Origin of the sequence: Paenibacillus sp. FSL W7-1332 (assembly GCF_037969785.1) — a bacterium.
Lineage (GTDB): Bacteria > Bacillota > Bacilli > Paenibacillales > Paenibacillaceae > Paenibacillus_AQ.
Genome location: NZ_CP150209.1, coordinates 4869143 through 4893041, shown reverse-complemented (window position 1 = coordinate 4893041; position 23899 = coordinate 4869143). Strand labels below are relative to the sequence as shown.

The 23899-nt window shown below is 48.7% G+C and carries 27 protein-coding genes; all 27 read left to right on the top strand.

Annotation, left to right across the window (positions count from 1 at the left end):
- The first annotated feature begins 7 nt into the window (after positions 1 to 7).
- Positions 8 to 451, top strand: a complete 444-nt coding sequence (gene fliJ, locus MKX98_RS21960) for a flagellar export protein FliJ (RefSeq protein ID WP_339218338.1) — start codon at positions 8 to 10, stop codon at positions 449 to 451.
- Positions 452 to 490: 39 nt separating this feature from the next.
- Positions 491 to 1423 (top strand): kinesin, encoded by a 933-nt coding sequence (locus tag MKX98_RS21955; protein WP_339218336.1) that lies wholly within the window; start codon positions 491 to 493, stop codon positions 1421 to 1423.
- A gap of 47 nt (positions 1424 to 1470) precedes the next feature.
- Positions 1471 to 2814, top strand: a complete 1344-nt coding sequence (locus MKX98_RS21950) for a flagellar hook-length control protein FliK (protein WP_339218334.1) — start codon at positions 1471 to 1473, stop codon at positions 2812 to 2814.
- A gap of 20 nt (positions 2815 to 2834) precedes the next feature.
- Complete coding sequence (locus MKX98_RS21945; protein WP_339218333.1) at positions 2835 to 3518, top strand: flagellar hook capping FlgD N-terminal domain-containing protein; 684 nt, start codon at positions 2835 to 2837, stop codon at positions 3516 to 3518.
- The gene (locus MKX98_RS21940; protein WP_339218332.1) at positions 3515 to 3901 is read left to right on the top strand and encodes a TIGR02530 family flagellar biosynthesis protein; all 387 of its coding nucleotides are present in this window, start codon (positions 3515 to 3517) and stop codon (positions 3899 to 3901) included. The genes MKX98_RS21945 and MKX98_RS21940 overlap by 4 nt, the downstream gene beginning before the upstream one ends.
- A 74-nt stretch (positions 3902 to 3975) precedes the next feature.
- A complete protein-coding gene (locus MKX98_RS21935) occupies positions 3976 to 4800 on the top strand; it encodes a flagellar hook-basal body complex protein (protein WP_339218331.1) in 825 nt (274 codons plus the stop codon).
- 51 nt (positions 4801 to 4851) lie between these two features.
- A complete protein-coding gene (locus tag MKX98_RS21930) occupies positions 4852 to 5076 on the top strand; it encodes a flagellar FlbD family protein (RefSeq protein WP_009594749.1) in 225 nt (74 codons plus the stop codon).
- Entirely contained in the window at positions 5073 to 5537 is a 465-nt protein-coding gene (locus tag MKX98_RS21925) for a flagellar basal body-associated FliL family protein (RefSeq protein WP_339218329.1), read from the top strand. The genes MKX98_RS21930 and MKX98_RS21925 overlap by 4 nt, the downstream gene beginning before the upstream one ends.
- Before the next feature lie 35 nt (positions 5538 to 5572).
- Positions 5573 to 6571, top strand: a complete 999-nt coding sequence (gene fliM / locus MKX98_RS21920; RefSeq protein ID WP_100538068.1) for a flagellar motor switch protein FliM — start codon at positions 5573 to 5575, stop codon at positions 6569 to 6571.
- Complete coding sequence (gene fliY, locus MKX98_RS21915) at positions 6561 to 7820, top strand: flagellar motor switch phosphatase FliY (protein WP_194543568.1); 1260 nt, start codon at positions 6561 to 6563, stop codon at positions 7818 to 7820. Before fliM ends, fliY begins: the two co-directional genes overlap by 11 nt.
- A gap of 29 nt (positions 7821 to 7849) precedes the next feature.
- Entirely contained in the window at positions 7850 to 8215 is a 366-nt protein-coding gene (locus tag MKX98_RS21910; RefSeq protein ID WP_006211317.1) for a response regulator, read from the top strand.
- Between the two features lie 11 nt (positions 8216 to 8226).
- Positions 8227 to 8751, top strand: a complete 525-nt coding sequence (locus tag MKX98_RS21905; protein ID WP_071220090.1) for a flagellar biosynthetic protein FliO — start codon at positions 8227 to 8229, stop codon at positions 8749 to 8751.
- Complete coding sequence (fliP, locus tag MKX98_RS21900) at positions 8748 to 9500, top strand: flagellar type III secretion system pore protein FliP (RefSeq protein WP_076324981.1); 753 nt, start codon at positions 8748 to 8750, stop codon at positions 9498 to 9500. The genes MKX98_RS21905 and fliP overlap by 4 nt, the downstream gene beginning before the upstream one ends.
- Before the next feature lie 40 nt (positions 9501 to 9540).
- The gene (fliQ, locus tag MKX98_RS21895; protein ID WP_071220092.1) at positions 9541 to 9810 is read left to right on the top strand and encodes a flagellar biosynthesis protein FliQ; all 270 of its coding nucleotides are present in this window, start codon (positions 9541 to 9543) and stop codon (positions 9808 to 9810) included.
- Between the two features lie 11 nt (positions 9811 to 9821).
- Positions 9822 to 10610, top strand: a complete 789-nt coding sequence (gene fliR, locus MKX98_RS21890; RefSeq protein ID WP_339218326.1) for a flagellar biosynthetic protein FliR — start codon at positions 9822 to 9824, stop codon at positions 10608 to 10610.
- A 20-nt stretch (positions 10611 to 10630) separates the two neighbouring features.
- Positions 10631 to 11719 carry a flagellar biosynthesis protein FlhB gene (flhB, locus tag MKX98_RS21885; RefSeq protein WP_194544873.1) on the top strand — a complete coding sequence of 363 codons (1089 nt, stop codon included), beginning with the start codon at positions 10631 to 10633 and terminating at the stop codon, positions 11717 to 11719.
- A gap of 24 nt (positions 11720 to 11743) precedes the next feature.
- Positions 11744 to 13777, top strand: coding sequence for a flagellar biosynthesis protein FlhA (gene flhA, locus MKX98_RS21880; RefSeq protein ID WP_194543566.1), 2034 nt, complete (start codon positions 11744 to 11746; stop codon positions 13775 to 13777).
- On the top strand, positions 13774 to 15222 hold the full coding sequence (gene flhF, locus MKX98_RS21875; RefSeq protein ID WP_339218324.1) for a flagellar biosynthesis protein FlhF: 1449 nt from the start codon (positions 13774 to 13776) through the stop codon (positions 15220 to 15222). The genes flhA and flhF overlap by 4 nt, the downstream gene beginning before the upstream one ends.
- The gene (locus MKX98_RS21870) at positions 15219 to 16109 is read left to right on the top strand and encodes a MinD/ParA family protein (RefSeq protein WP_071220096.1); all 891 of its coding nucleotides are present in this window, start codon (positions 15219 to 15221) and stop codon (positions 16107 to 16109) included. The genes flhF and MKX98_RS21870 overlap by 4 nt, the downstream gene beginning before the upstream one ends.
- Before the next feature lie 38 nt (positions 16110 to 16147).
- Complete coding sequence (locus tag MKX98_RS21865; RefSeq protein ID WP_339218322.1) at positions 16148 to 17485, top strand: chemotaxis response regulator protein-glutamate methylesterase; 1338 nt, start codon at positions 16148 to 16150, stop codon at positions 17483 to 17485.
- 23 nt (positions 17486 to 17508) lie between these two features.
- Positions 17509 to 19578 carry a chemotaxis protein CheA gene (locus MKX98_RS21860; RefSeq protein ID WP_194543562.1) on the top strand — a complete coding sequence of 690 codons (2070 nt, stop codon included), beginning with the start codon at positions 17509 to 17511 and terminating at the stop codon, positions 19576 to 19578.
- A gap of 51 nt (positions 19579 to 19629) precedes the next feature.
- Positions 19630 to 20091 carry a chemotaxis protein CheW gene (locus tag MKX98_RS21855; RefSeq protein ID WP_194543561.1) on the top strand — a complete coding sequence of 154 codons (462 nt, stop codon included), beginning with the start codon at positions 19630 to 19632 and terminating at the stop codon, positions 20089 to 20091.
- A 3-nt stretch (positions 20092 to 20094) separates the two neighbouring features.
- Positions 20095 to 20721 carry a chemotaxis protein CheC gene (locus MKX98_RS21850; protein ID WP_113058647.1) on the top strand — a complete coding sequence of 209 codons (627 nt, stop codon included), beginning with the start codon at positions 20095 to 20097 and terminating at the stop codon, positions 20719 to 20721.
- A complete protein-coding gene (locus MKX98_RS21845; RefSeq protein ID WP_194543560.1) occupies positions 20714 to 21211 on the top strand; it encodes a chemotaxis protein CheD in 498 nt (165 codons plus the stop codon). The genes MKX98_RS21850 and MKX98_RS21845 overlap by 8 nt, the downstream gene beginning before the upstream one ends.
- Positions 21212 to 21214: 3 nt before the next feature.
- A complete protein-coding gene (locus tag MKX98_RS21840; protein WP_194543559.1) occupies positions 21215 to 21616 on the top strand; it encodes a hypothetical protein in 402 nt (133 codons plus the stop codon).
- A 15-nt stretch (positions 21617 to 21631) separates the two neighbouring features.
- The gene (locus tag MKX98_RS21835; protein ID WP_071220103.1) at positions 21632 to 22420 is read left to right on the top strand and encodes a FliA/WhiG family RNA polymerase sigma factor; all 789 of its coding nucleotides are present in this window, start codon (positions 21632 to 21634) and stop codon (positions 22418 to 22420) included.
- Positions 22421 to 22450: 30 nt separating this feature from the next.
- Positions 22451 to 23860, top strand: a complete 1410-nt coding sequence (locus MKX98_RS21830; protein WP_220684608.1) for a FapA family protein — start codon at positions 22451 to 22453, stop codon at positions 23858 to 23860.
- Positions 23861 to 23899: the final 39 nt, after the last annotated feature.

Here is a 23899-nt window from a genome sequence, read left to right as displayed (position 1 = left end):
TTGAAGAATGAAATTTCATTATGCATTCCAGAAAATCGTAGACCTGAAAAGCAATGAGAAAACGCAAGCCGAATGGATGCTGTCAAGCGCCATCGGGAAGCTGCAGGCGGAAGAGAAATGTCTGAATGAGCTGTATGAGATGCGGGATCAAATGTATCACGCTCAGCAGGAGGCTGCATCACGGTGCGTGCCGGTCGCTGAGATCCGAAACATTCAGGTATACGCAGAGCACTTGGAAGAATGCATTGAGCGTAAGCGGGATGACATACGGATCGCTCATGTCAATGTAACCAAGAAACAAAAGGTATTGTCCGACAAAATGCTAGACGAAAAAGTGTGGCTGAAAGCAAGAGATAAATCCCAAGAAAAGTTCCGGCATGAAAGTCTCCTTCGGGAACAAAACGAGCTGGACGAAATGGCGACGGTACGTTTTGCGATCAAAGCCCGATAAGGTTTGCAAACACCGAAGGGTTATGACCGCGAAGGAGGAATGAGAGTGGCACGAAAAGACATGCCGCTTGATAAGGAAGAATCAGGCGGAGGATTTGAACGGATACTGTTGATTTTGGTACCTGCTATATTCACGATTGTACTGCTCGGGGCGCTTGCCGTATTTTTTAGAGCCGATGTGCGGGATGGACTAATCGATGTAGCCAATAAAATTCCGGTCGTCAAGAACTGGGTCCCGGATCCGGTGCTGACCCCGGAAGAACAGAAACTCAAAGAAGCGAAGCAGCAGGAAGAAAGCGCGGAAGCAACGATTGTTGAACTTAAGAAGCAGCTTGCCGAACGCGAAGAAACATTAAATGAAGTAACGGAGCAAAAAACAGCGCAGGAAAACAAGGTGAAAGAGCTGGAAACCCAAATTGATTCGATGCAGAGTACATCGACAAGCGGTGAGACCGAAGAGGAAGACGCGTATACCAAGCAAATTCGCGAACTGTCCAAGCTCTACGCCGACATGAGTCCAAGCAAAGCGGCACCGATCATGCAAAACCTTACGCTGGAAGAAATGGTGCTTATGCTTAGTCAGATGAAGAGCAGCAATCGGGTTGCCATTCTGCAAAAAATGGATCCCAAAACGGCCGCGGATGCAACCATGATGCTTAAAGATGCCGAGACTTCTGAAGATATGGCCATCGCGGCACTGCAATCCAGGCTCAAGAAGAATGATACAGAGGCGGCCCAGAAGAAGACATCCGACAATCTGGATAAAAACCAGTTGAATCAGACCTTTGCCGGAATGACACCCGCCAACGCTGCCGAACTGCTGATGCAAGCGTATAAGATCAGCCCTGCTAAGACCATGACCATTCTAAATACAGTGGATGATGCAACGCGTTCACGGATTTTAAATGCGATGTCCTCGAAAGATGCGGAGCTGGCAGCAAAGATATTGAATCGCCTGATGGGCTCTAAATAAGCTCTGAAATGAATCTCCATCCCCAGGAAGGGAGGTGAAATAAGACGATGACAATAACGGTACAAAATATGTCTTCATCCGTAAGCAGTCCCTCGGGAAGCGGAAAGGCAAGCGCGGCGGGTCAGTCGACAGCGGGTGTTTCCTTTGATGCGACACTGGCTTACCAGATGAATAGCAGCGGGAACAGCGCTTCAACAACATCGACGGAAGTCGCTGCCAAGCTGGAATCCTTGCTAACGCAGTATTCTTCGGAAACCGATGCATCGCTTGAAGGCTTGATGGAATTGCTTCAAGGTTTGCTGCAGGAGCTGGACACCATGGACCAGGCATTGATGGAGGATCCATCCCTATTGCAAGAGCTGCAGAACTGGCTCACGCAAGCGAATGTTATGCTGAGCGGAGCTGCTTCCCAGGCACAAGAGAACGCGGGTGGGAATGAGATGTCTCCATTGGCTTCCAGACCGGAGACTATTCGATTCGCGGTACAGGATACGATCAGTCAGCTGGCATCGATGCTTTCCAAATCTGGTCAGGTGGATCTAAATACCGAAGCTGCTGTAAAACAGCTTGTCCAATCATTCCATGGTTTGCTTGTTCAAGGAACTGGGACTGGCGAGACTAAAGCAAGCGGCAGCTTTGATCATATCCTTGCTCAAAAACAGCCGGATGCCGCTCAGCCTACTGTATCCACGAATACTTCAGGACAGTCGGCTTCATCTCAAACAACGGGACAGGCGAATGCCAAGTGGTCATCGCTGACGACGAGCACTCAAGTAGAGGGTACAGCATCTGAGTTCATGATGAATGAAGGAGTTTCGCTGTTGGAGCAAGGAACGGTCACGGCCGGACAACTAGCCCTGCGTTCAGGAACGCAAGTTGCAGTAAAACCTGCAGCTCCGCCGGTACCTGTTGAGAATTTCTCAAGCGAAATGACTTCTTTCATTATTAATAAGCTTGAAATCGTGAAACAAACCGGTTTTACGGAAGCGAGAATCTCCTTGAATCCGGAACATCTGGGTCAAGTAGATATCAAACTTACGATGCAGAATGGCCAATTAATCGCCCAGTTCATGACGCGGTCGACAGATGCTAAAGAGCTGATTGACCAGCAAATGGCACAGCTTCGCAGCGCATTGATTGCACAAGGACTGCAGATCGAGAAAATTGAAGTTACACAGAGCAGCCAGCCTTCCAATGCGAATCTTTATCAAGACGGCCGTCAGCCTGGATCAGGCCAGCAGCAGTCACAGCATCGCTCGAAGGAGAAGGACAGACCATCCGATGATGCCGTGCTGGCAGCAAATCTGACAGAAGAACTAAACGATTGGATTGCCGAGCACCAAGCCGACGATGAACGGGTACAAGCAGGAACATTTACCGCTAAAGCCTAACAGTGAGGAGGTGAGCTTGGATGGCAACAAATCCGGTGTCTACGAATAATATGTGGCCCAATTATGCTAAAGGGAATGTCAGCAGTAAAAGCGGGAATGGCCAGGAGCTTGGAAAGGATCAGTTCTTGAGCATCCTGATTACGCAATTAAGGCATCAGGATCCGCTTCAGCCAATGCAGGACCGGGAATTTATTGCCCAAATGGCCCAGTTTACTTCCCTGGAGCAGCTGATGAATATCAATACTCAATTAACGGCAATGAGTCAGTCTTTAGGTGCTGCTTCAAGTTTGATCGGTAAACAGATCAGCTGGATGTTCAAGCCCGAGGATGGTTCGGATTCCGTCATGAAAAGCGGTATCGTAGATTCCATCATTGTTCGTGAAGGCGTACATTATGCCAAAGTCGGCGACAGTGAAGTATCGCTTGACCAGATTGTGAAAATCGAGAACGCCGTAACCGAGAATGATCCAGAAGCGTTGATTTCTGGTCCTGCAGTACCTGATACAAATAATCGAAGTCCGATTGATCCTGACACAACGAATCCGGGTCCTTCCGTACCTGACGCAAGCAGTCCAGGTCCGACAGAACCTGAAATAACAAATCCCGATCCTTCCGTACCCGAAACAGGCAATCCCGAGCCGTCAGCTCCTGAGGCCGTAGATCCTGGACAAGGGGGAGAAGAGCCTGGGGGAGTAGCGCCATGAGTGACCGCATGATGATAGGGCATTTATACCCTGGAAAAATACATCCCGCGGCACTTCATAATGAGCGTAAAACGCAAGCTCAAGCTAACCCGCCAGCTGGGACGTTTCAGGAACTTTTAAATGAGAATCTGCTTAAAATCAGCAATCATGCGGCAAAGAGACTTCAGCAGCGCGGCATTGAATTAAAGGGTGATCAGCTTGCGCAGATCCAGAGCGCGGTGGATAAAGCTGCGGCGAAGGGGAGCAAGGAGTCACTCATTCTGATGAAGGATATGGCTCTCATCGTGAATATTCCGAATCGGACCGTAGTCACTGCAATGGATGGCAACGCGATGAAGGATAACGTATTTACGCAAATAGATAGTGCAGTAATTATTTCATAAATCTGGCTGGCCCGCGAGGAAGCCAGGCGGCCGCTGATCGACAGAAGCGGTCCATAACTGAAGGAGGAAAATCGATGTTAAGATCCATGTATTCCGGTATTTCCGGAATGAGAGGTTTCCAAACCAAGCTTGATGTTATTGGTAATAACATTGCCAACGTAAATACAGTTGGGTTTAAAGCGGGACGTGTGATGTTTAAAGACGTACTAAGTCAAACGATGTCCGGTGTTACCCCGGGAACCGACGATCCATCCGGTGGTGTAAACGCGAAGCAGGTCGGTCTTGGTGTATCGATCGGTTCGATTGATACCATGCATACCCCAGGCAGCGCGATGATGTCTCCGAATCCAACGGACTTGAGAATCGACGGAGACGGTTTTTTCATGGTGAAGCTTAGCGAGGATCAAGATGTGCCTTTCTTGACCCGAGCTGGAGACTTCCATATAGACGTAGCGCGTAACCTGGTAACTTCGGATGGTATGCTCGTTCTTGATGCAAATGGTGATCCTATCCAGTTGGGCGATGATGTAACAGCATTCACGATTGCGCAAAACGGCGCCATTATTCAGAAGATGAGTGACGGATCAACGGAAGAGGGAGCCATCATCGGCATTGCGAAAGTACCGAATCCGGAAGGTCTTGAGAAAATCGGCGGCAATATGTATCGCGTTACGCTTAATGCAGTCCCTGATGGTGATCTGGATGCTGTCATGTTCGAAGGGAACAATGCTGAAGAAGGAACCGGTGCGATTATTGCCGGTCAGCTCGAAATGTCCAACGTTGATCTGACAGGTGAATTTTCGGAAATGATCGTCGCTCAGCGCGGCTTCCAAGCCAACTCCCGGATTATCACGACTTCGGACGAAGTGCTTCAAGAAGTTGTCAATCTGAAACGATAAGGATGGATAGGGAGGGGCAATCCCCTCCCTGATTAAACAAGGAGGCTGTCCATGATATCGGTAACGAGGTTAAACGGTTCGCAGCTGTGGCTTAACGCGCTGTTGATAGAAATGGTTGAGGAGACTCCTGACACCTACATTACTTTGATTAATGGAAAACGCATGATTGTGCTTGAAAGTGCAAATGAAATCATCGCTTCCGTTAAGGCGTATCATCACGAGGTAGGCATTCATCAAGCTACCATTAAAGTGCAGCAATTGGAGGAACCTTCATGAAAAAGATGCTCCCCTGGTTAATTACGATCCTGTTATCCATTACGCTGATTGTTCTGGCGATCTTCCTATTGTCGGATAAATTACTTGGCGATAACGGTAAAAGTCAGGCTTCAGCCAATGCCGCGGCTTTACCTAAGTATTCTGCCGATGAGATCGTGGCGATGACATCGGAAATCGCCGGGATCAAGACAAATTTAGCCGAACCAAACTATATCGCCCAGATGTCCTTTGCTTTCCAGCTTAACGACAAAAAAGCAAAGGAAGAATTCGAAAAAATCAAGAATATCAAGATTAAACCGATTATTATCAAGACGTTGGCCGATACGAAGCCCGAATTACTGAATGATTCGAAGGGGCGCGAACAATTTAACGCTAAACTGGTGAATCTGGTTAATAAGTCGTTAACGTCTGGACGTTTAATTCAAATTGAAATGACAGATGTTATCGTCACTGAAATCTAGACTGTTCGTCGGACGACCTGTAAGGGGGTGAGTAGATGGTTGATGTTTTATCGCAGAATGAGATCGACGCCTTATTGGCCGCTCTCTCTTCAGGGGAAATGGATGCTGAAGAACTGAAAAAAGAGGAAACGCAAAAGAAAATTCGTTCTTATGATTTTAAGAGGGCACTCCGGTTTTCCAAGGATCATATTCGGAGCTTGACCCGCATTCACGAGAACTTTGCACGATATTTGACCACATACTTCTCGGCGCAATTACGAACTTTTGTGCAAATCAACGTGGTGCAGGTTGAGCAGCTTCCATATGATGAATTTATTCGCTCCATACCCAAAATGACAGTTCTCAATATATTCGAAGCGGAACCGCTTGTCGGGCGCATGGTGCTCGAGGTCCATCCAAACATTGCTTACGCGATGCTGGACCGTTTGCTGGGAGGAACAGGCATTGCTCCTTCTTCCATCAGCTCGATGACCGAAATCGAGACGATCATCATGGAACGCATTTTCAGCCGGGCATTCGACAGTCTGCAGGAAGCATGGAAAACGGTGCTGGATATCTCACCGCGGCTTGAAGCATTGGAAACGAATCCGCAATTTATGCAGATCGTTTCTCCAAACGAAACCATTGCGCTAATTTCCCTTAGCACCAAAATCGGCGATACCACGGGGATGATTAATCTGTGTATCCCGCACGTGGTGCTGGAACCGATCATGTCCAAGCTATCGGCGCATCAATGGTTTATCTCGGAGAAAAAAGCGAGTGTTCCAGAGGAAGTAGATGCTCTTAAGCAGCGTGTAAGCAAGGCCAAGCTTCCGATTGTTGCCGAGCTGGGCGTTTCACAGCTTACCGTGTCCGAATTTTTAGGACTGAGCGTCGGCGACGTCATCTCATTAAACAAGCCGATGCATGATGGACTTTCCATTAAGGTTGGGGACAGATTAAAGTTTATTGGCAGTCCCGGAACGATAAAAGACCGGGTTGCTGTACAAATCGATGAAATTGTCATCGAAGGAGCTGAAGAATTTGACGAGTAAAGACTATTTATCCCAGGAAGAAATCGACGCTTTGTTAAAACAGTCGGAAATGGCATCACCAGCATCAATTCCTTCGGCGGCGACTGTCGATGATGTATTAACACCTTTAGAGCAGGACGCGCTCGGCGAAATTGGTAACATTACCTTTGGCAGTGCTGCAACCGCCCTGTCTACCTTGCTGGGCAAAAAAGTGGATATCACGACACCCAAAGTGTCGATCATTAAGCGAAGCGAGTTTGAGGAAGAATTTCCGAAGCCGCATGTAGCGGTACATGTTACTTATGTAGATGGATTTGAAGGAATTAACTCTCTAGTCATTAAAACACGCGATGCTCAGGTCATTGCTGATCTGATGTTAGGCGGGGAAGGCAACCCCGTGGAAGAGGAACTGAACGAGATTCATATCAGTGCCGTTCAGGAAGCGATGAACCAGATGATGGGCTCTTCCGCAACGAGCATGTCGACGATTTTTAACCGGTTTGTCAATATATCGCCGCCTGGCATTGACATTCTGAACATGGCAAAAGGTGAAGGGGTTAACAACCTTCCGCCGGATGAAACACTGATTAAGATTTCATTCCGATTAATTATCGGTGACCTTATTGATTCAACCATTATGCAGCTGCTTCCCGTTCATTTTTCCAAGGATATGGTTCACATGCTTATCAACGGAACGGAAGAGCCTCAGCCTGCGAAGCAGGAAGCCGCGCCGGCGGTGGAAGCACCTGTCAGTACCCAGGAACCGGCTCAAGCACCGGCTAACCCTGTGAATGGCAATGATATGGGCCAAGGATACGACTACGGACAAGGCTACGGCCAGCCGATGCAGGGACAGGGAGGGCCGATCCCGCAATCCATGCCATATGGACAGCCGCAGATGCCTTACCAAGCGCAGCCGCAACAATATGGCGGCATGCCGAATCGCAATGTGAATGTACAGCCCGTACAGTTTGCTAATCTGCAATCTGCGCCGTACACCCAGGTGGATGAAAACAATCTGAACTTACTGATGGACATTCCCCTTAAAGTCACCGTAGAATTAGGGAGGACTCAAAAGCAAATTAAGGATATCCTGGAAATGTCGCAAGGTTCGATCATCGAGCTGGACAAGCTTGCCGGTGAGCCTGTAGACATCCTTGTCAATCATAAACTGATTGCCAAGGGCGAGGTCGTTGTCATCGATGAGAACTTTGGTGTACGCGTGACGGATATCGTGAGCCAATGGGACCGGATTCAAAAATTACAATAGCACAAACATTTTAGGGAGGATTTTTATCAATGGCTAACCGAATTCTGATTGTGGACGATGCTGCATTTATGAGAATGATGATCCGTGACATATTGGTCAAAAACGGATTCGAGGTTGTGGGAGAAGCACAGGACGGTGCGCAAGCAATCGAGAAATTTAAAGAACTTCGTCCAGATCTGATTACGATGGATATTACGATGCCGGAAATGGATGGTATCGCAGCGCTGAAAGAGATTAAAAAAGTCGATGCGAATGCAAAAGTGATTATGTGCTCTGCCATGGGCCAACAAGCGATGGTTATTGATGCGATCCAAGCTGGAGCCAAGGACTTTATCGTTAAACCGTTCCAATCGGACAGAGTCATTGAAGCCATCAATAAGACGCTTGGCGTATAAGGGTTCTTCTTATGATGATGGCAGCTTCTGATGGATTAGGCTCAAGTAGTACTACCGGGTATTATTTACAGTTATTTTATGTCTTTATCGTACTTGCCATCATCGTTGCGTTGATCGTGTTCCTGATTCGCTTTCTCAGCAGAAAGAATCAGAGCTGGATGCAGGGCCGCTCCATTCGTACTTTGGGTGCGGTTGGGATGGGCCCTAACAAATCCCTTCAGCTCGTCGAAATTGGGGGCAGCATCTATGTGATCGGAGTTGGCGAAGACGTCCGGTTGGTGGACAAAATTTCTGATCCAGCTGAAGTTGCGCTTATCCAAGCTGCATTTGAACAGGATTCTGGAATACATAATGGGGCACTGCCGCCTTTTATAACGAAACTGGCGGCAAAACTCCGTAAAGACAAACCACCGGAAGAAATGGAATTGGACGATACATCTTCTTTCCATGAAGTGTTCGAGTCCAAGCTGCGCAGCGTACCGAACCGGAAAGAAAAGGTCGAAGAATTGCTGCGGGAGGATCATAAAGATTCATGAATAAAAAGATCTCGTACGCTATCGCGATTTTCATATTGTTTGGATTTCTGTTTTCCCATACGGCATTTGCGGATCCGATTCCAAACATCGATATTCAAATCGGCAATGAGGGAGATACACCGGGGACAAGCTCCTTGTCCTTGATACTCCTGATCACCATTCTTAGCATTGCACCGGCGATACTGGTGCTGATGACTAGTTTTACAAGGATTGTTATCGTGCTTGGCTTTGTCCGTACTTCGCTCGGCACACAGCAAACACCGCCAAACCAAGTGTTGATCGGCCTGGCTCTGTTTCTTACCTTATTCGTAATGGCTCCGACGTTGTCATCAATGAATGATGTAGCGCTGCAGCCCTATCTGAAAGGTGAGATCACCCAAGCGGAAGCGCTGGATAAGGCTCAAGATCCCATGAAGAAGTTCATGTTCGCGCACACGCGGGAAAAGGATCTATTGTTGTTCATGAATTACACAGGCGCAGAGAAACCCGAATCTTATGAGGATATTCCATTAACGGTTTTGGTACCGGCATTTGCCATTAGTGAGCTGAAGACGGGCTTTCAAATGGGCTTTATGATCTTCATTCCGTTTCTGGTCATCGATATCGTGGTTGCCAGTGTGCTGATGGCGATGGGTATGATGATGCTGCCGCCGGTCATGATCTCGCTGCCATTCAAGATTTTGCTCTTTGTTCTGGTAGACGGCTGGTATTTGGTAGTGAAATCCATGCTGATGAGCTTTAACACGTAGCAATAAGCGGCAAGTAATTCGAATACAGGGGGACTTAGCCGTGAGCGCTGAATTTATTATCGGTCTGGCAGGACAAGCGGTTTATATTGTGCTCCAGGTGAGCGCACCGATGCTGGTTCTCGCACTGGTTGTCGGACTTATCATCAGTATTTTTCAAGCGACAACACAAATCCAGGAACAGACGCTGGCTTTCGTACCAAAAATTATTATCGTACTTATATCATTATTGCTGTTTGGTCCTTGGATATTAACGACGTTAGTGGATTTTACCCACGGAATTTTGGACAATCTCTACAAATATATCGGATAGGCTGAGTGTCCATGGAATGGTTGCAGCAAAGTTTACCTGTTTTTATGCTTATATTTTGTCGAATAACAGCTTTTTTTGTAATATCGCCAGTGTTTACTTCACGCGGTATACCCCCTTCTTACAAAATAGGCCTTTCGGCCATCATCGCCCTGATCGTATATTTTTCGTTCGGGCTCGGAGAAGTGGTTCCGCAAGATCTGTCTTACGTCATATTAATTGTCCAGGAAGTATTGGTTGGACTGCTGCTTGGTTTCACTGCTTATCTTATTATGACCGTCGTTCAAACGGCAGGTGCATTAATTGACATTCAGATCGGGTTCAGCATGGCAAATGTCATCGATCCTTTTACAGGGACTTCCAGCCCATTAATCGGTAACTTCAAGTATTATCTTGCTCTACTGGTATTTCTGAGCATGAATGGCCATCACTACCTGTTTGATGCGATTATGTACAGCTATGATTGGATTCCGATTACGGGGGATGTGTTTGGGAAGATTCATGACGGTAATGTGACGGATTTTCTCGTACGGACATTCTCGCACTCCTTTGTATTGGCACTTCAAATGGCCGCTCCGCTGGTAGCCGCTTTGTTCCTGACCGATGTCGGGCTTGGCTTTCTGGCAAGGACGGCGCCGCAGTTCAATGTATTTGTTATCGGTATAATCGTCAAAATCATCGTTGGACTCGTGCTGCTGATGCTGCTCATGCCAATGCTGGTGTCACTATTTGATCATCTGTTTGCCAAAATGTTTGAAGCACTCCGGCAGCTACTCGGCGTTCTTGGCGAGGGGCCGACTTAAGGAGGATGGAGGTGAAGCGGATGTCATACCGGTATCCGGTCGACTTACAGCTGTTCGCTGGCGAAAAGACGGAGAAAGCCACACCGAAGAAACGCCAGGATACACGTAAGAAAGGCCAAGTTGCCAAAAGTATGGAGGTATCGGGTGCATCGGTTTTGCTGGCCGCATTCTTTTGCTTGTTAATTTTCGGCGGGTATATGAGAGACCGCACCGTTCGACTGTTTACTGACATTTATATTAATCGGCTCTCCATGGACGTAACGAAAGACAATGTGATGCAGTTATTCGGGGAGTACGGTGTTCAAATATTGCTTCTGCTGGCTCCGTTGTTTATCTCGGTGTTCGTTGTTGCGCTGATCGCCAATTACTTGCAGGTCGGGTTTATGCTGACGGGCGAGACTTTGAAAATGAAGTTCAGTAAAATCGATCCCATCAAAGGGTTCAAGAACATATTCTCGATGCGTTCCTTGGTCGAGTTTTTGAAATCGGTCATCAAACTGACCATCATCGGCTACCTCGTGTACACCACCTTGTGGGCTGCCAGGGAAGGATTATCGTCCTTGTCGACAATGGGACCCGACACCATTTTTCATTTCGTGGCGGATATCACCATGTCACTTGGTTTTAAGATTGCCATCGGGCTGATCATTCTGGCCGTTTTGGATTACATGTATCAGAAATATGATTATGAAAAAAACATTCGAATGTCCAAACAGGACATCAAAGACGAGTACAAGAAGATGGAGGGCGATCCGCTGATCAAAGGGAAGATCAGGGAACGCCAGCGTCGGATGGCACTGCAGAGGATGATGCAGGAAGTCCCGAATGCCGACGTTATCATCACGAACCCGACCCACTTTGCAGTGGCGATCAAGTATGACGGGTCCATGATGGAAGCTCCGCAGATCATTGCGAAGGGTCAGGATTTCATGGCCTTGCGGATTAAAGAAATAGCGAAGGAACACGGAATTATAACGATGGAAAATAAGCCGCTGGCACGCGCTTTGTACCAACGGTCGGAAATCGGGGATTCGATTCCGGGAGACCTGTTCCAGGCCGTAGCGGAAGTGCTGGCCTATGTATATAAACTAAAAGGTAAAGTGAAATAATTAGGGACCGGAGGCGTCATTGCAGTGAAAATAAAAGATCTATCTGTCCTTGCGGGTGTCATTGGCATCGTACTCATGATGATTCTTCCGATCCCGGCATGGCTGCTCGATGTACTCCTGATTATCAATGTCTCGCTGGCGCTTATTATTTTGCTGGTGGCCATGAATACGAAGGAAGCCTTGGACTTCTCCATCTTCCCTTCCTTATTGCTCATCACGACACTCTTTCGTGTAGCGCTTAACATTTCGACAACGAAGCTGATCCTGTCGGAAGCTAGTGCGGGCGAGGTTGTAGCCACGTTTGGTAAGTGGATAGCGAATGGCGAAATTGCGGTTGGATTCATCGTCTTTTTGATCCTCGTTGTCGTACAGTTCATCGTCATTACCAAAGGCTCGGAGCGGGTAGCAGAGGTTGCGGCAAGATTTACGCTCGATGCGATGCCTGGTAAACAGATGAGTATTGATGCGGATCTGAACGCAGGTTTGATCAATGAGCAGCAAGCCAGGGAGCGGAGAAGAAAAATTGAGCGGGAAGCCGACTTTTACGGGGCTATGGATGGTGCAAGTAAATTCGTTAAGGGTGACGCCATCGCTACGATTGTCATCATGCTGATCAACCTGATCGGCGGATTTATCATCGGGATCTCGATTCACGGAATGTCATTCGGAGACGCGATGAGCACATACTCCATCCTGACGATCGGGGACGGATTGGTCAGTCAGATTCCGGCGCTTTTGATTTCCACTGCAGCGGGGCTGATTGTTACAAGAGCTTCTTCGGAAGGGAACCTGGCGGAGGATCTGACAGGGCAGCTCTTCTCATACCCTCATCTATTGTACATTGTTTCAGGTACCGTTCTGTTGCTAGGGATTTTCACACCCATTCACCTGATTACGACCGCACCGATTGCACTCATCTTACTTATTGCGGCACGGAGGATGCAGAACAATCTGGATCGCAAGCAGGTCGAGGTGGAGCAGATGGAGGAGGAACAGCAAATCGAAGAGGTTCGAAGTCCGGAAAGTGTGATCAACCTGCTTCAGGTTGACCCGATCGAATTCGAATTCGGGTATGGGTTGATTCCGCTCGCAGATGCGCAGCAGGGCGGAGATTTATTGGACCGGATCATTATGATTCGGAGACAATGCGCACTTGAGCTGGGACTTGTCGTACCGGTTATCCGAATTCGCGACAATATTCAACTAAAACCGAATGAATATGTCATAAAAATAAAAGGGAATGCTGTCGGCGGCGGTGAATTATTATTAAATCACTACCTCGCCATGAGCCCTGGGTACGAGGATGATTCCGTAACGGGCATCGAAACGACCGAACCGGCCTTCGGGCTCCCTGCGCTTTGGATAGATGAAGCCATGAAAGAGCGGGCGGATCTTGCCGGATATACCGTAGTCGATCCACCGTCCGTTGTGGCTACCCATTTGACCGAGTTGATTAAGAGACATGCCCATGAGCTGATTGGACGCCAGGAGACCAAGGCATTGGTTGATAACATCAGAGAAAGCTATCCGGTCCTTGTGGACGAGCTCATTCCTTCCGTGCTGACCATTGGAGAGGTGCAGAAGGTATTAGCTAAGCTTCTCCGCGAAAAAATCTCGATCCGGGACATGGTCACGATTCTCGAGACCCTTGCGGATTATGGACATTACTCGAAAGATCCCGATGTCCTTACCGAATATGTAAGACAAGCTCTCTCGCGGCAGATTACCCAGCAATATGCTCAAGAGGGAGAGGCTATGCGGGTCATCACGGTTGGACCGCAGCTTGAGAAGAAGATCGCCGAAAGCGTCCAGCAGAGCGACCAAGGAAGTTATCTTGCCATGGACCCGGCATCGACACAGAGCGTGTTTCAGAAGCTCAGTGAACAGGTTAACCGGATCATTCAGATGGGGCAGCAGCCTGTTCTGCTTACCTCACCGGCCATAAGAATGTATTTAAGGCAGGTCATTGAACGAAGCATGCAGGATATTCCGGTGTTGTCTTATAGTGAGCTGGAGCCGAACGTCGAAATTCAAAGTGTCGGAGTGGTGAACTTATGAGAGTGAAGAGGTATATCGTCGACACGATGCCTGAGGCGATGCAGCACATTCGTACGGATTTAGGTGCGGATGCCGTCATACTGAGTACGAAGGAAACCAAGGTGGGCGGATTCCTGGGTATGTTTACCCGCAAGAAGATCGAGGTAATCGCGGCAGTAGAGCAAGCGGAGAAATCCAAAGGCTCTGCTCCGATGAAGTCCAAAGTTACGCCTGCAGTACCTTCTGGTGCCGTACCCAAGGCCTATCAACGAACGGCTGAAATTTCGAAGCCCGGTTCACAAGCCTCCATGAATTCCGTGAATAACACGGATTCAGCCTCCGGCGTACAGCAGGAGGATGACTATAGTCGTTTTGCAGAGATTCTTAGCCAGGTTGCTGCTTCCGAGGAGGCCGTTAACAGGGACAAGGATGAAGTGGGTCATGGGCAACAGCCTGCAGCACCTGTACAAGCCGCGATGCGAAGCGATCAAGCGGAAACGGCTGCATCCGTTGGATCTGAGAAGTCTGATAAGTCATCTCGTGGAGGACAGGAGGAGCCATTAAGTTCCCGTTTGGGAATTAGTGAATCCGAACAAAGAGTCCTTGAAGAGCTTAAGGAAATGAAGGAATGGATCGCGCGATTGTCCAGGCAAAATCTCGAAGCGCAGCAGCTACCCGAGCCGCTGCATTTCATTCGGGATCAGCTGCTTAAGCAGGATCTTTCGGCCAAGCTGACGGAAGAGTGGCTCACTGCCGCAGAAGAAGCCTGGCAAGCCAGTCAAATGCAGATGAGCGAGGCCGAACTGCAGGACGTGATTTACAAGCAAGCCGAGGCGTTCCTTGAGGGGCGTATTGGCGGCGGTGTTCAGCCCGAGACCCGGATTGTATATATTGCCGGACCGACAGGGGTCGGCAAGACAACCACGATTGCGAAGATCGCAGCGGAGCAGCTGTTCCGTAACCAACGCAAGGTAGGTTTTATCACTTCCGATACGTATCGGATATCTGCCGTTGAACAGCTGCGCACCTATGCCTCCATTCTCAATGTGCCGATGGAAGTCGTGCAATCGCCCGGTGATATGCAGCGAGCCCTTCAGAAGCTGCAGGATTGTGATTTGGTGTTGATGGATACTGCAGGTCGGAACTATCGGAATGAGCTGCTCGTTTCCGAGCTTCAAAGCCTGTTCTCCCATTCCGATCAAAGCGAAACCTATCTTGTGCTCAGCCTGACCTCCAAGAGCAGCGATATGATCGAAATCGCGGATCATTTCAGCAAATACGAACTCGATAAGGTCATCTTCACGAAGATGGATGAGACCGGCAGCTACGGCTCCTTGTTTAATCTGATTGATGCCCATAACCTTCGCTTGTCCTATATGACCAATGGTCAAAATGTGCCGGATGATCTGCTGATGGCCGATAGCGAGCGGTTATGCCATCTGCTGCTGGGAGAGATTCGCACATGACGGATCAAGCTCAATCGCTCCGCCAGCTGGTTTCTTCTCAGCAATCAGGGAACAGCGTTAAACCAACATCCCCAAGAACCGCCAAGATTATTACGGTCAGCAGCGGTAAAGGCGGGGTTGGGAAATCCAATTTCACACTGAATTTTGCGCTGACTTTACAGTCGATGGGCAAAAAGGTATTGGTGTTTGATGCCGACATCGGGATGGCAAACATTGACGTTCTTATGGGCGTGAGCTCCCGGTACAGCTTGTATCATCTCATTCGCCGGGAGAAGAGCATTGAAGAAGTAATTCAATACGGACCAGACAAGCTTCCTTACATTGCCGGAGGTTCCGGTTTGGCTGACATGATGTCCCTGTCTGAAGAGGAAATGAATTATTTTATTTCACAGATCGAAATTATTTCCTCGGAAATGGACTATATCATTTTTGACACGGGAGCTGGCTTGTCCAAGGAAAACATGAGGTTTATTACTTCCGCTGATGAATGCCTAGTCGTCACGACGCCGGAACCGACGTCCATCACAGATGCCTATGCGTTAATCAAGGTGGTGCACGGCACGGAATGTCAGGTTCCGTTCAGCCTGATTGTCAATCGTGCGGGAGATGAAGAGGAGGCACGTGAAGCAGCGGGCAAAATTATTTTGACGGCCCAGCGTTTCCTGGATATCGATATCAAGCTGCTGGGTTCGATTGCCGATGATACGCATGTTGTCCAGGCGGTAAAGCGGCAGGTCCCATTTACAGCAGCTTATCCGCGATGTAACGCCTCTAGTGATATCAGACGGATCGCGCTTCGCTACATGACCGTCCCTGCTGCCACAGAGCCTGAAGCTCCGAAGGGAATCAAAGGATTTATGCATCGGTGGCTCAAACGTACGAAATGATTCTTTGTTTGGATTAATGGAAACTGAGGTGGACATCTATGAAGCCTTTTCGTGTGCTTGTCGTTGACGATTCAGCATTTATGAGGAAAATCTTTTCCGATTTCATCGAGCGTGACCCATCTTTTCAAGTTGTCGGAACAGCTGATAACGGTCTTGATGCCGTTCGGAAAGTAAAGGAATTGAATCCGGATGTCATTACATTGGATGTAGAAATGCCGGAAATGAACGGCCTTGATGCTCTGAAGCTGATTATGGAATCGGGTCCCCGTCCGGTCATTATGTTGTCCGGCATTAATGAGCAAGGCATGAAAGAGACCATTCTTGCCCTTGAGGCAGGAGCATTTGATTTTATACGAAAGCCTTCCATTTCGAATGCGCTTGATATTGAGCAGGTGCGTTCAGAACTAATGAAGCAACTGAATGCGGCGATGCAGGCTAAACAGCGGAGGGCATTGTGGGAAGAAGAAGAGCAGAGACGACGGAGTGCGGACATAACGGTTCCTCTTTCGCCAAAGCCTTCTGACAAAACGCTGATCAAGAAGCCGCAGGTGATTGAGAAAAGAACAACGGTCCGCCAGACAGACCAACGGAGCAATCTAAAGGAATCGCCCCGTATCCCGCCATCTCGAACTGTGGAAAAGAAGGTGTCTACTGCTGCGGAAGGAGCAGAGCATGCTGGACCAAAGCGGAAACAAGCAGATCGTAAGCCGGTTACAGACTTTGTTCCAGTCGCGCTTCCAGAGAACGAGAGTCGTCAGCTTCGTGAAGCAAAAATACCGCAATCAACGGAATTGACGGATTTGGTTGCGGTGGGCTGTTCGACCGGCGGGCCAAGAGCATTGAAAGCTCTTCTCGAGCCCATCCCCGGTGACTTCCGTGCCCCGATTGTCATCGTTCAACATATGCCGCCGAGTTTTACCAAATCGCTTGCACAGCGCCTGAATTCATTCAGTCAGCTGGAGGTCATGGAAGCTGAACAAGGGATGGTATTGGAACCGGGCAAAGCCTACATTGCTCCGGGAGGCAGCCATATGAGGGTTTGCCGCTCGGACAGCGGCGCTTACCAAATCAGGATCAGTGAGGATGAGGCCCGCAACGGTCACCGTCCATCTGTAGATGTGCTGTTCGAATCCTTACTGCCATTGACCATGATTAAGCGCCATGCGGTACTGATGACCGGCATGGGAAGCGATGGAGCGAGAATGATGAAGAAGCTTTACGATACAGGAGTGACATCCACCTACGCGGAGAGCGAGCAAACCTGCGTCGTATACGGGATGCCGAGATCAGCTGTTGAGCTCGGATGTGTAAGCCACGTTCTGCCACTACATGATATCGCACCTAGAATGGTTCAAGCTGTAAATAACGGAAAGTGAACTTGAAGAGGAGGTGTCTCTCAATGGACATGAATCAATATTTGACAATGTTTATTGATGAGTCAAATGATCATCTGCAATCATTAAATGAAAACATGCTTCAATTAGAAAGCAACCCGGACGATATCGGGATCGTACAGATTATTTTCCGATCGGCTCATACATTGAAGGGTATGGCAGCAACGATGGGATACGAAGATCTGGCTTCGCTTACCCACCAGATGGAAAACGTGCTGGATCTTGTCCGGAACGAAAAGTTAAAGATGCAGGATTTTATCTTTGACACGCTCTTCAAAAGCTTGGACGCTCTTGAATCGATGGTGCAGGATATCACCAACGGCGGAGACGGGAAAGCGGATGTTTCCTCCATCGTGGCATCCTTGCAGGCGATTGTGCGTGGAGAAGGGGCAACACCTGCTGGGGAAGCTGCCGAAGGGGATAGCTCCGTTGCGGCCGTTCAGGGAATTGAATTGGATGAGTTTCAATTCTCCGTGCTTGATCAATCGATTTCGGAAGGACATAAGGTTTTATATATACAAGTGACATTGCGAGAGGATTGCCAACTCAAGGCGGTTCGTGCCTACATGGTATTCGAAACGCTGGAAAGATCCGGGGAAATCGTCAAGACATATCCGGACGTTCAAGAGATTGAACAAGGTGAATTCGATCGCGTATTTTCGTTGTATTACATAACGCAAAGAGAAACGCAAGATATTGAAAGCCAGATTCTGGGCGTTTCGGAGATCGAGACAACCACGGTTGTGGCGCTTGATCATGAAACTTTGCAGCAAATGGTACAGGAGAGCGCGGCTACAGCAGAAGCTGTCAAACCGCAAGTTTCAGAAGCATCCCAAGCAGCTGCAGCTTCACCGGAAGCCAAAGGAACTTCAGCGCCTGTCAAAGAATCCAAGGCACCCGCCCGAAATGCTGGGGGAGGTAATCCTTCAAGAACGATCCGGGTTGATATTGAACGGCTCGATGTTCTAATGAATCTGTTCAGCGAGCTTCTGATTGACCGGGTACGCCTTGAGCAGCTGGCCAGCGAGTCCAAGAACCAGGAGCTGACAGACACGGTTGAGCACATGAGCCGCGTAAGCAGCGATTTGCAGAATATCGTCTTGAAACTGCGCATGGTGCCTGTGGACACAGTGTTCAACCGTTTTCCTAGGATGGTGCGGGACCTTGCCAAAACCTTGGACAAAAAAATTGATTTGATTATTACCGGAGCTGAAACGGAGCTGGATCGTACGGTTATTGATGAGATCGGTGACCCGCTTGTCCATTTGCTGCGAAACTCGGCAGACCATGGCGTCGAACCTGTTGCCGACCGTATCGCTGCCGGTAAACCGGAGACCGGTACCGTTCATCTGCGTGCGTTCCACAGCGGCAACAATGTCTTCATTGAGATTGAGGATGATGGACGCGGTATCTACCGTGACAAAATTCTGAAGAACGCGCTGGCAAAAGGCGTTGTGACGGAGACCGAAGCAGCGACTATGACCGATGACGAGGTCAATCAACTGCTATTCGCACCGGGATTCAGCACCGCTGAGAAAATTTCAGACGTATCCGGCCGAGGCGTTGGGCTCGACGTTGTTAAATCCAAAATCGTTGCGCTGGGCGGTAACGTCACCATCTACTCGACGCCGGGAAAAGGCACGAACTTCTCCGTTCAGCTTCCATTAACGCTGTCTATCATAGCAGCTATGCTGATTCGGATGGGATCCGAAAAATACGCGATTCCGCTTTCCTCCATTGTTGAAACGGGCATCATCAAGCGCGGGCAAATCAAACATGTTCACGGCAGCCGCATGATCCAGTTCCGTGAATCGCTGATACCGGTCATCTCGCTTAGCCGTTTGTTTGAAGTTCCAGATTTTGATGAAGAGCTGGAAGAAGAAACGGAGATCGTTGTGATCCGCAAGGGGGATCGTTTGGCGGCACTCACCATCGATGATTTTATCGGTCAGAGTGAAATCGTCATTAAAAATCTCGGTAAATATCTGCCTGCCATTCAGGGAGTATCCGGAGCAACCATCCTGGGGGATGGACAAGTCGCTCTTATCATCGACGCAAATGCATTTATCAAATAAATCGTTGCTATGAAGCACGGCAGGCCACACATTTTGAAGGAGGACTTATTCATGGGAGAAGAAATCAAGGTTATTGTCTTTAAACTTGGCGAGGAAGAATACGGCATCGAGGTAGACAAGGTTCAAACCATTGAGCGAATGATGCCCATTACGCGTGTTCCGAAGACTTATGCTTTCGTAAAAGGTGTTATTAATCTTCGAGGCGTCGTCATTCCTGTAATCAATCTGCGCGGCCGTTTTGGATTGGACGAGGTGGAAGCAACCGATCAAACACGGGTAATCATCGTAGCTGTCAATGACATGCAGGTAGGCTTTATCGTGGATTCCGCAAGTGATGTCATCGATCTGAATACGGACAGCATTGACTCTCCGCCTGAGGTGGTCGGCGGAATTAAAGCGAAATATCTTCGCGGTGTCGCGAAGATAGGAGAGGAGCGCCTTCTCGTCATGCTGAATCTGTCCGAAGTGCTGAACAAGAGTGAGATTATTCAGCTGGAAGGCCTTGAGGAGTAGACAGTGGAGCTGTTTAAGCATGGCAAGGAAATCAAAATGGATGTTTTGAAGGAAGTAGGAAACATCGGAGCGGGCAATGCGGCAACCGCCCTCTCCCGCTTGCTTAACAAACCTATTGATATGGCTGTACCCAAAGTTCAACTCCTGCCTTTTGAGCAGATTGCCGAAAGTGTAGGAGGAAGCGAACAGCTCGTTCTTGCCGTATTTTTACGGGTGGAAGGCAGTGCGCCGGGCAATCTCTTCTTTATTATGAGTCCGGAAGCCGGGAAGAATTTGCTGCATAATTTAGCGGGCTTTGAAGTGTCGGATGAGGAGCAATTCTCCGAGATGGAGCAGTCCGCATTATGCGAGATCGGAAACATATTGTCAGGCTCGTACCTATCGTCGCTTGCTGATCTGACCAATCTGTCCATGACACCTACGGTGCCGGCACTCGCGATGGATATGGCAGGTGCCATCTTAAGTTATGGATTGCTCCAGTTCGGAGAAATGGGAGACGATGCCCTCTTAATCAACACGACGTTCCTAGAAGGGCAAAACGAGGTGGAAGGCCAGTTCTTCCTGATACCTGATCCACAATCATTTGCTCAGATTTTTGAAGCTTTAGGAGTGCCTTTAGAGCATGATTGAAGAACAAAGCATAGTGAAAGTAGCCATGGCGGATCTGAACGTCGCAGGTCCAAACGGTATTTTGCGTACAACGGGGCTCGGCTCGTGCGTCGGACTGACGTTGTATGATCCGGTGACGAAGATTGGTGGAATGGCGCATGTAATGCTTCCATCTTCAGCGATTGCCAGAGAAGGGCAGCTAAACCTGGCCAAATACGCCGATACGGCTCTTCCGATCCTGTTGAATCAGATGAGGAATTTGGGTGCGGCTCCGGCACGTATGGTAGCCAAAATGGCCGGGGGAGCCCAAATGTTTGCTTTTGCCGGCTCGGGTGACACCATGCGCATTGGTCCGCGTAATGTAGAGTCTTGCAAGGCTGGGCTCGAGCAGATGGGGATAACGCTAATCGCCGAGGATACCGGGGGAAATTATGGAAGAACCGTTGAGTTGGACTGTGCAACGGGTAAGTTTACAATACGAAGCGTACAAAAGGGCATAAAGGAATTGTAGCTAATGGGAAAACTCCGTTTTTATCTGATGACTGGAATTGCCGGTTTTGTGTTCACGTTTATATTCTCCATACGTAACAATCTGTGGATGACTAGCATGTATCGGGCTCTCCTTGCATGTGCGATTTGGTTTCTTCTGGCGTTCCTGCTGAATTGGATGTTTGCTGCCATTACGGGTCCGCGAGCCGCTGTTCAAGGGGACGTCGACACGCAGCGGGAGCAAGACCGAGGGACTGTTCTTGATTTATCCACGCCTGATGAGGATCGGGAATTGATGGATTTAATCCATTCCGAATCCAGCAGCAAAGAGAATGGAGACTTTGTACCGCTAAATCCTCCTAAGCTGGTTTCAACGAAAGAACCCGAAGAACTGGCCAAGGCCGTTCGTCACCTTACGGAAAAATAAGGAGGGTGAAGGCAATTGGACGAACGTAAAGCTTCTGTGCTAAACCATGCGGATTTGTGGAGCGCATGGAAGGAAGATGGAGACCATGAAGCGAAGAAGAAACTAATCGAATATCATTTGCACATCGTTGACTATGTTTCAAGCCGCTTGGCTATCGGTCTTCCGAAGAACGTTTCTAAAGGAGATTTGGCCAGCAATGGGGTAATGGGTCTGATTGATGCCATCGAAAAGTTTGATTACAAACGAGGGCTGCAGTTCGAAACCTATGCTTCTTGGCGCGTGCGTGGGGCTATTCTGGACTCGCTGCGCCAAGGGGACTGGGTGCCGCGTTCCGTCCGCGAGAAAGCGAAGAAGATTGAAACTGCATATCAGCAGTTGGAACAGAAGTATTTACGCAGCGTCAGTGATTCCGAGATGAGTGATTACCTTGACGTGACTGAGAAGGAGTTCCGGCACATGCTGCAGGAAGTAGCGGTCATGACATTGACATCTCTGGAGGATCCGATCCGCGAGGAGGAGTCTGAGACCCGAATGTCGCTCCTGGTTGATGAGAAAGCGAAAAATCCGGATCACAAGGTCCATGAATTTTATCTGCGAGAAGCCCTGATGAAGGGTATCGGTAAATTAACCCCGAAAGAGCGGACCGTAGTTTCCTTATTATATTATGAGGATTTATCACTCAGCGAAATTGCTGAGGTGATGTCGCTATCACCTTCACGAATATCTCAGCTTCATTCCAAAGCGATATTGAGACTTCGGGGCGCGCTCGATAAAGATCGGGATTTGCTGATGCAAAACGATTGACGCTTGCCATTTATGAAGGGGGTTCCTGGATTGTCTGTAGATTATGCATTGGATCAGTACTTTAGCGTTACGCTATCGGATGACAAGGTCGTCGCCTATATACAGTTCACCAAGTGGGAGAAGGATTTCTCTTGCTCTGTAGAAGCTCTTGAACAATTTCTGAGAAGTCACCAGGTACGATATGGACTTCAACATGATACGTTGCGGCGAATCGCAGATCATGCGGAGGAATATCAATATAGTAGAACGCCGATTGCCATGGGAACGGAACCTATGCACGGACAGAACGGCAGAATCGAATTTACCGTTAATTTTGGGAATGAGACGAACCTGAAGCCGCTGGAGATCGAAGATGGCAAAGTGGACTATAAAGAAGTGATTCGTTTAAATAATGTAAAGAAAGGCCAGCTGCTGGCAACCCGAATCCCGCCAACAACAGGAGTCCCCGGAACTGCGGTGACCGGAGAGGAGATTCCGAGCAAAGCGGGTAAGGAAGCTCATTTCAAGGTGGGGAAGAACGTCGTTGTTAACGCCGAGAAAACTGCAATGTACGCTGCCCTTGACGGACTCCTCACCAAAACCGAAAAAGGAAAAATCAATGTGTTTCCGGTATATGAGATTAACGGGGATGTTGATTACAGCATTGGCAATATCGATTTTGTCGGTACGGTGGTCATTCGCGGCAATGTGCTAACCGGATTCAGAATCAAGGCAGCAGGGGATATTCGAGTTACCGGCTTTGTGGAAGGAGCCGAGCTGGAGGCTGAAGGTTCGATCGATATATCCGGCGGAATCATCGGTTACAACAAGGGCTATGTAAAGGCGGGCCAGGATGTCAAAAGCTCGTTCATCCAGGATGGAAACGTCATTGCCGGCGCTAGCGTATTCGTCTCGCAGAGCATCATGCATTCCAATATCCGCGCGGTTCAGAATATCGAATGCAACGGGATGAAAGGGCTCGTGGTGGGCGGTATTCTGCAGGCCGGGGAAAAGGTTGTTGCGCGAACGATCGGAAACAGCATGTCGACGGCTACCGTAGTTGAAGTAGGCGTGCTGCCTGAGCTGCGGAATGAACTGGCGGATCTCAGAGCCCAATTGAAGCAATCTATAGAAAGTATGGATAAAACCGATAAAGCGCTTTATCTTCTGAATCAGTTAGCTTCCTCGGGTCAATTGTCGCCAGACAAGCTAGCGCTGCGGATTAAGCTGAATGCGACCAAGAAATCCAACATGGCAGAACAATCCGATATCAAGGACCGTATGCTGGAAATCGAAAAGATGCTGGAGGATACCGGCAAAGCAAGAGTGAATGTGGTAAAGACGATCTACGGCGGAGCCAAAATTGTCATAGGGCGGTATACCCGCTTTGTTAAGGATCCCACGCAGCGGGTTTCTTTTTACTATCATGAAGGGGATATCACCATGGTGCCGCTCTTGTAGGTCAAAACATACGTTTTAAATGCTTGTGGACATGATCCT

Bases quoted from the DNA above. Each gene is read 5' to 3' on its own strand.
- fliJ (WP_339218338.1), top strand. From the start codon at position 8: ATGAAATTTCATTATGCATTCCAGAAAATCGTAGACCTGAAAAGCAAT.
- MKX98_RS21955 (WP_339218336.1), top strand. From the start codon at position 491: ATGAGAGTGGCACGAAAAGACATGCCGCTTGATAAGGAAGAATCAGGC.
- MKX98_RS21950 (WP_339218334.1), top strand. From the start codon at position 1,471: ATGACAATAACGGTACAAAATATGTCTTCATCCGTAAGCAGTCCCTCG.
- MKX98_RS21945 (WP_339218333.1), top strand. From the start codon at position 2,835: ATGGCAACAAATCCGGTGTCTACGAATAATATGTGGCCCAATTATGCT.
- MKX98_RS21940 (WP_339218332.1), top strand. From the start codon at position 3,515: ATGAGTGACCGCATGATGATAGGGCATTTATACCCTGGAAAAATACAT.
- MKX98_RS21935 (WP_339218331.1), top strand. From the start codon at position 3,976: ATGTTAAGATCCATGTATTCCGGTATTTCCGGAATGAGAGGTTTCCAA.
- MKX98_RS21930 (WP_009594749.1), top strand. From the start codon at position 4,852: ATGATATCGGTAACGAGGTTAAACGGTTCGCAGCTGTGGCTTAACGCG.
- MKX98_RS21925 (WP_339218329.1), top strand. From the start codon at position 5,073: ATGAAAAAGATGCTCCCCTGGTTAATTACGATCCTGTTATCCATTACG.
- fliM (WP_100538068.1), top strand. From the start codon at position 5,573: ATGGTTGATGTTTTATCGCAGAATGAGATCGACGCCTTATTGGCCGCT.
- MKX98_RS21910 (WP_006211317.1), top strand. From the start codon at position 7,850: ATGGCTAACCGAATTCTGATTGTGGACGATGCTGCATTTATGAGAATG.
- MKX98_RS21905 (WP_071220090.1), top strand. From the start codon at position 8,227: ATGATGATGGCAGCTTCTGATGGATTAGGCTCAAGTAGTACTACCGGG.
- fliP (WP_076324981.1), top strand. From the start codon at position 8,748: ATGAATAAAAAGATCTCGTACGCTATCGCGATTTTCATATTGTTTGGA.
- fliR (WP_339218326.1), top strand. From the start codon at position 9,822: ATGGAATGGTTGCAGCAAAGTTTACCTGTTTTTATGCTTATATTTTGT.
- flhB (WP_194544873.1), top strand. From the start codon at position 10,631: ATGTCATACCGGTATCCGGTCGACTTACAGCTGTTCGCTGGCGAAAAG.
- flhF (WP_339218324.1), top strand. From the start codon at position 13,774: ATGAGAGTGAAGAGGTATATCGTCGACACGATGCCTGAGGCGATGCAG.
- MKX98_RS21870 (WP_071220096.1), top strand. From the start codon at position 15,219: ATGACGGATCAAGCTCAATCGCTCCGCCAGCTGGTTTCTTCTCAGCAA.
- MKX98_RS21865 (WP_339218322.1), top strand. From the start codon at position 16,148: ATGAAGCCTTTTCGTGTGCTTGTCGTTGACGATTCAGCATTTATGAGG.
- MKX98_RS21860 (WP_194543562.1), top strand. From the start codon at position 17,509: ATGGACATGAATCAATATTTGACAATGTTTATTGATGAGTCAAATGAT.
- MKX98_RS21855 (WP_194543561.1), top strand. From the start codon at position 19,630: ATGGGAGAAGAAATCAAGGTTATTGTCTTTAAACTTGGCGAGGAAGAA.
- MKX98_RS21845 (WP_194543560.1), top strand. From the start codon at position 20,714: ATGATTGAAGAACAAAGCATAGTGAAAGTAGCCATGGCGGATCTGAAC.
- MKX98_RS21840 (WP_194543559.1), top strand. From the start codon at position 21,215: ATGGGAAAACTCCGTTTTTATCTGATGACTGGAATTGCCGGTTTTGTG.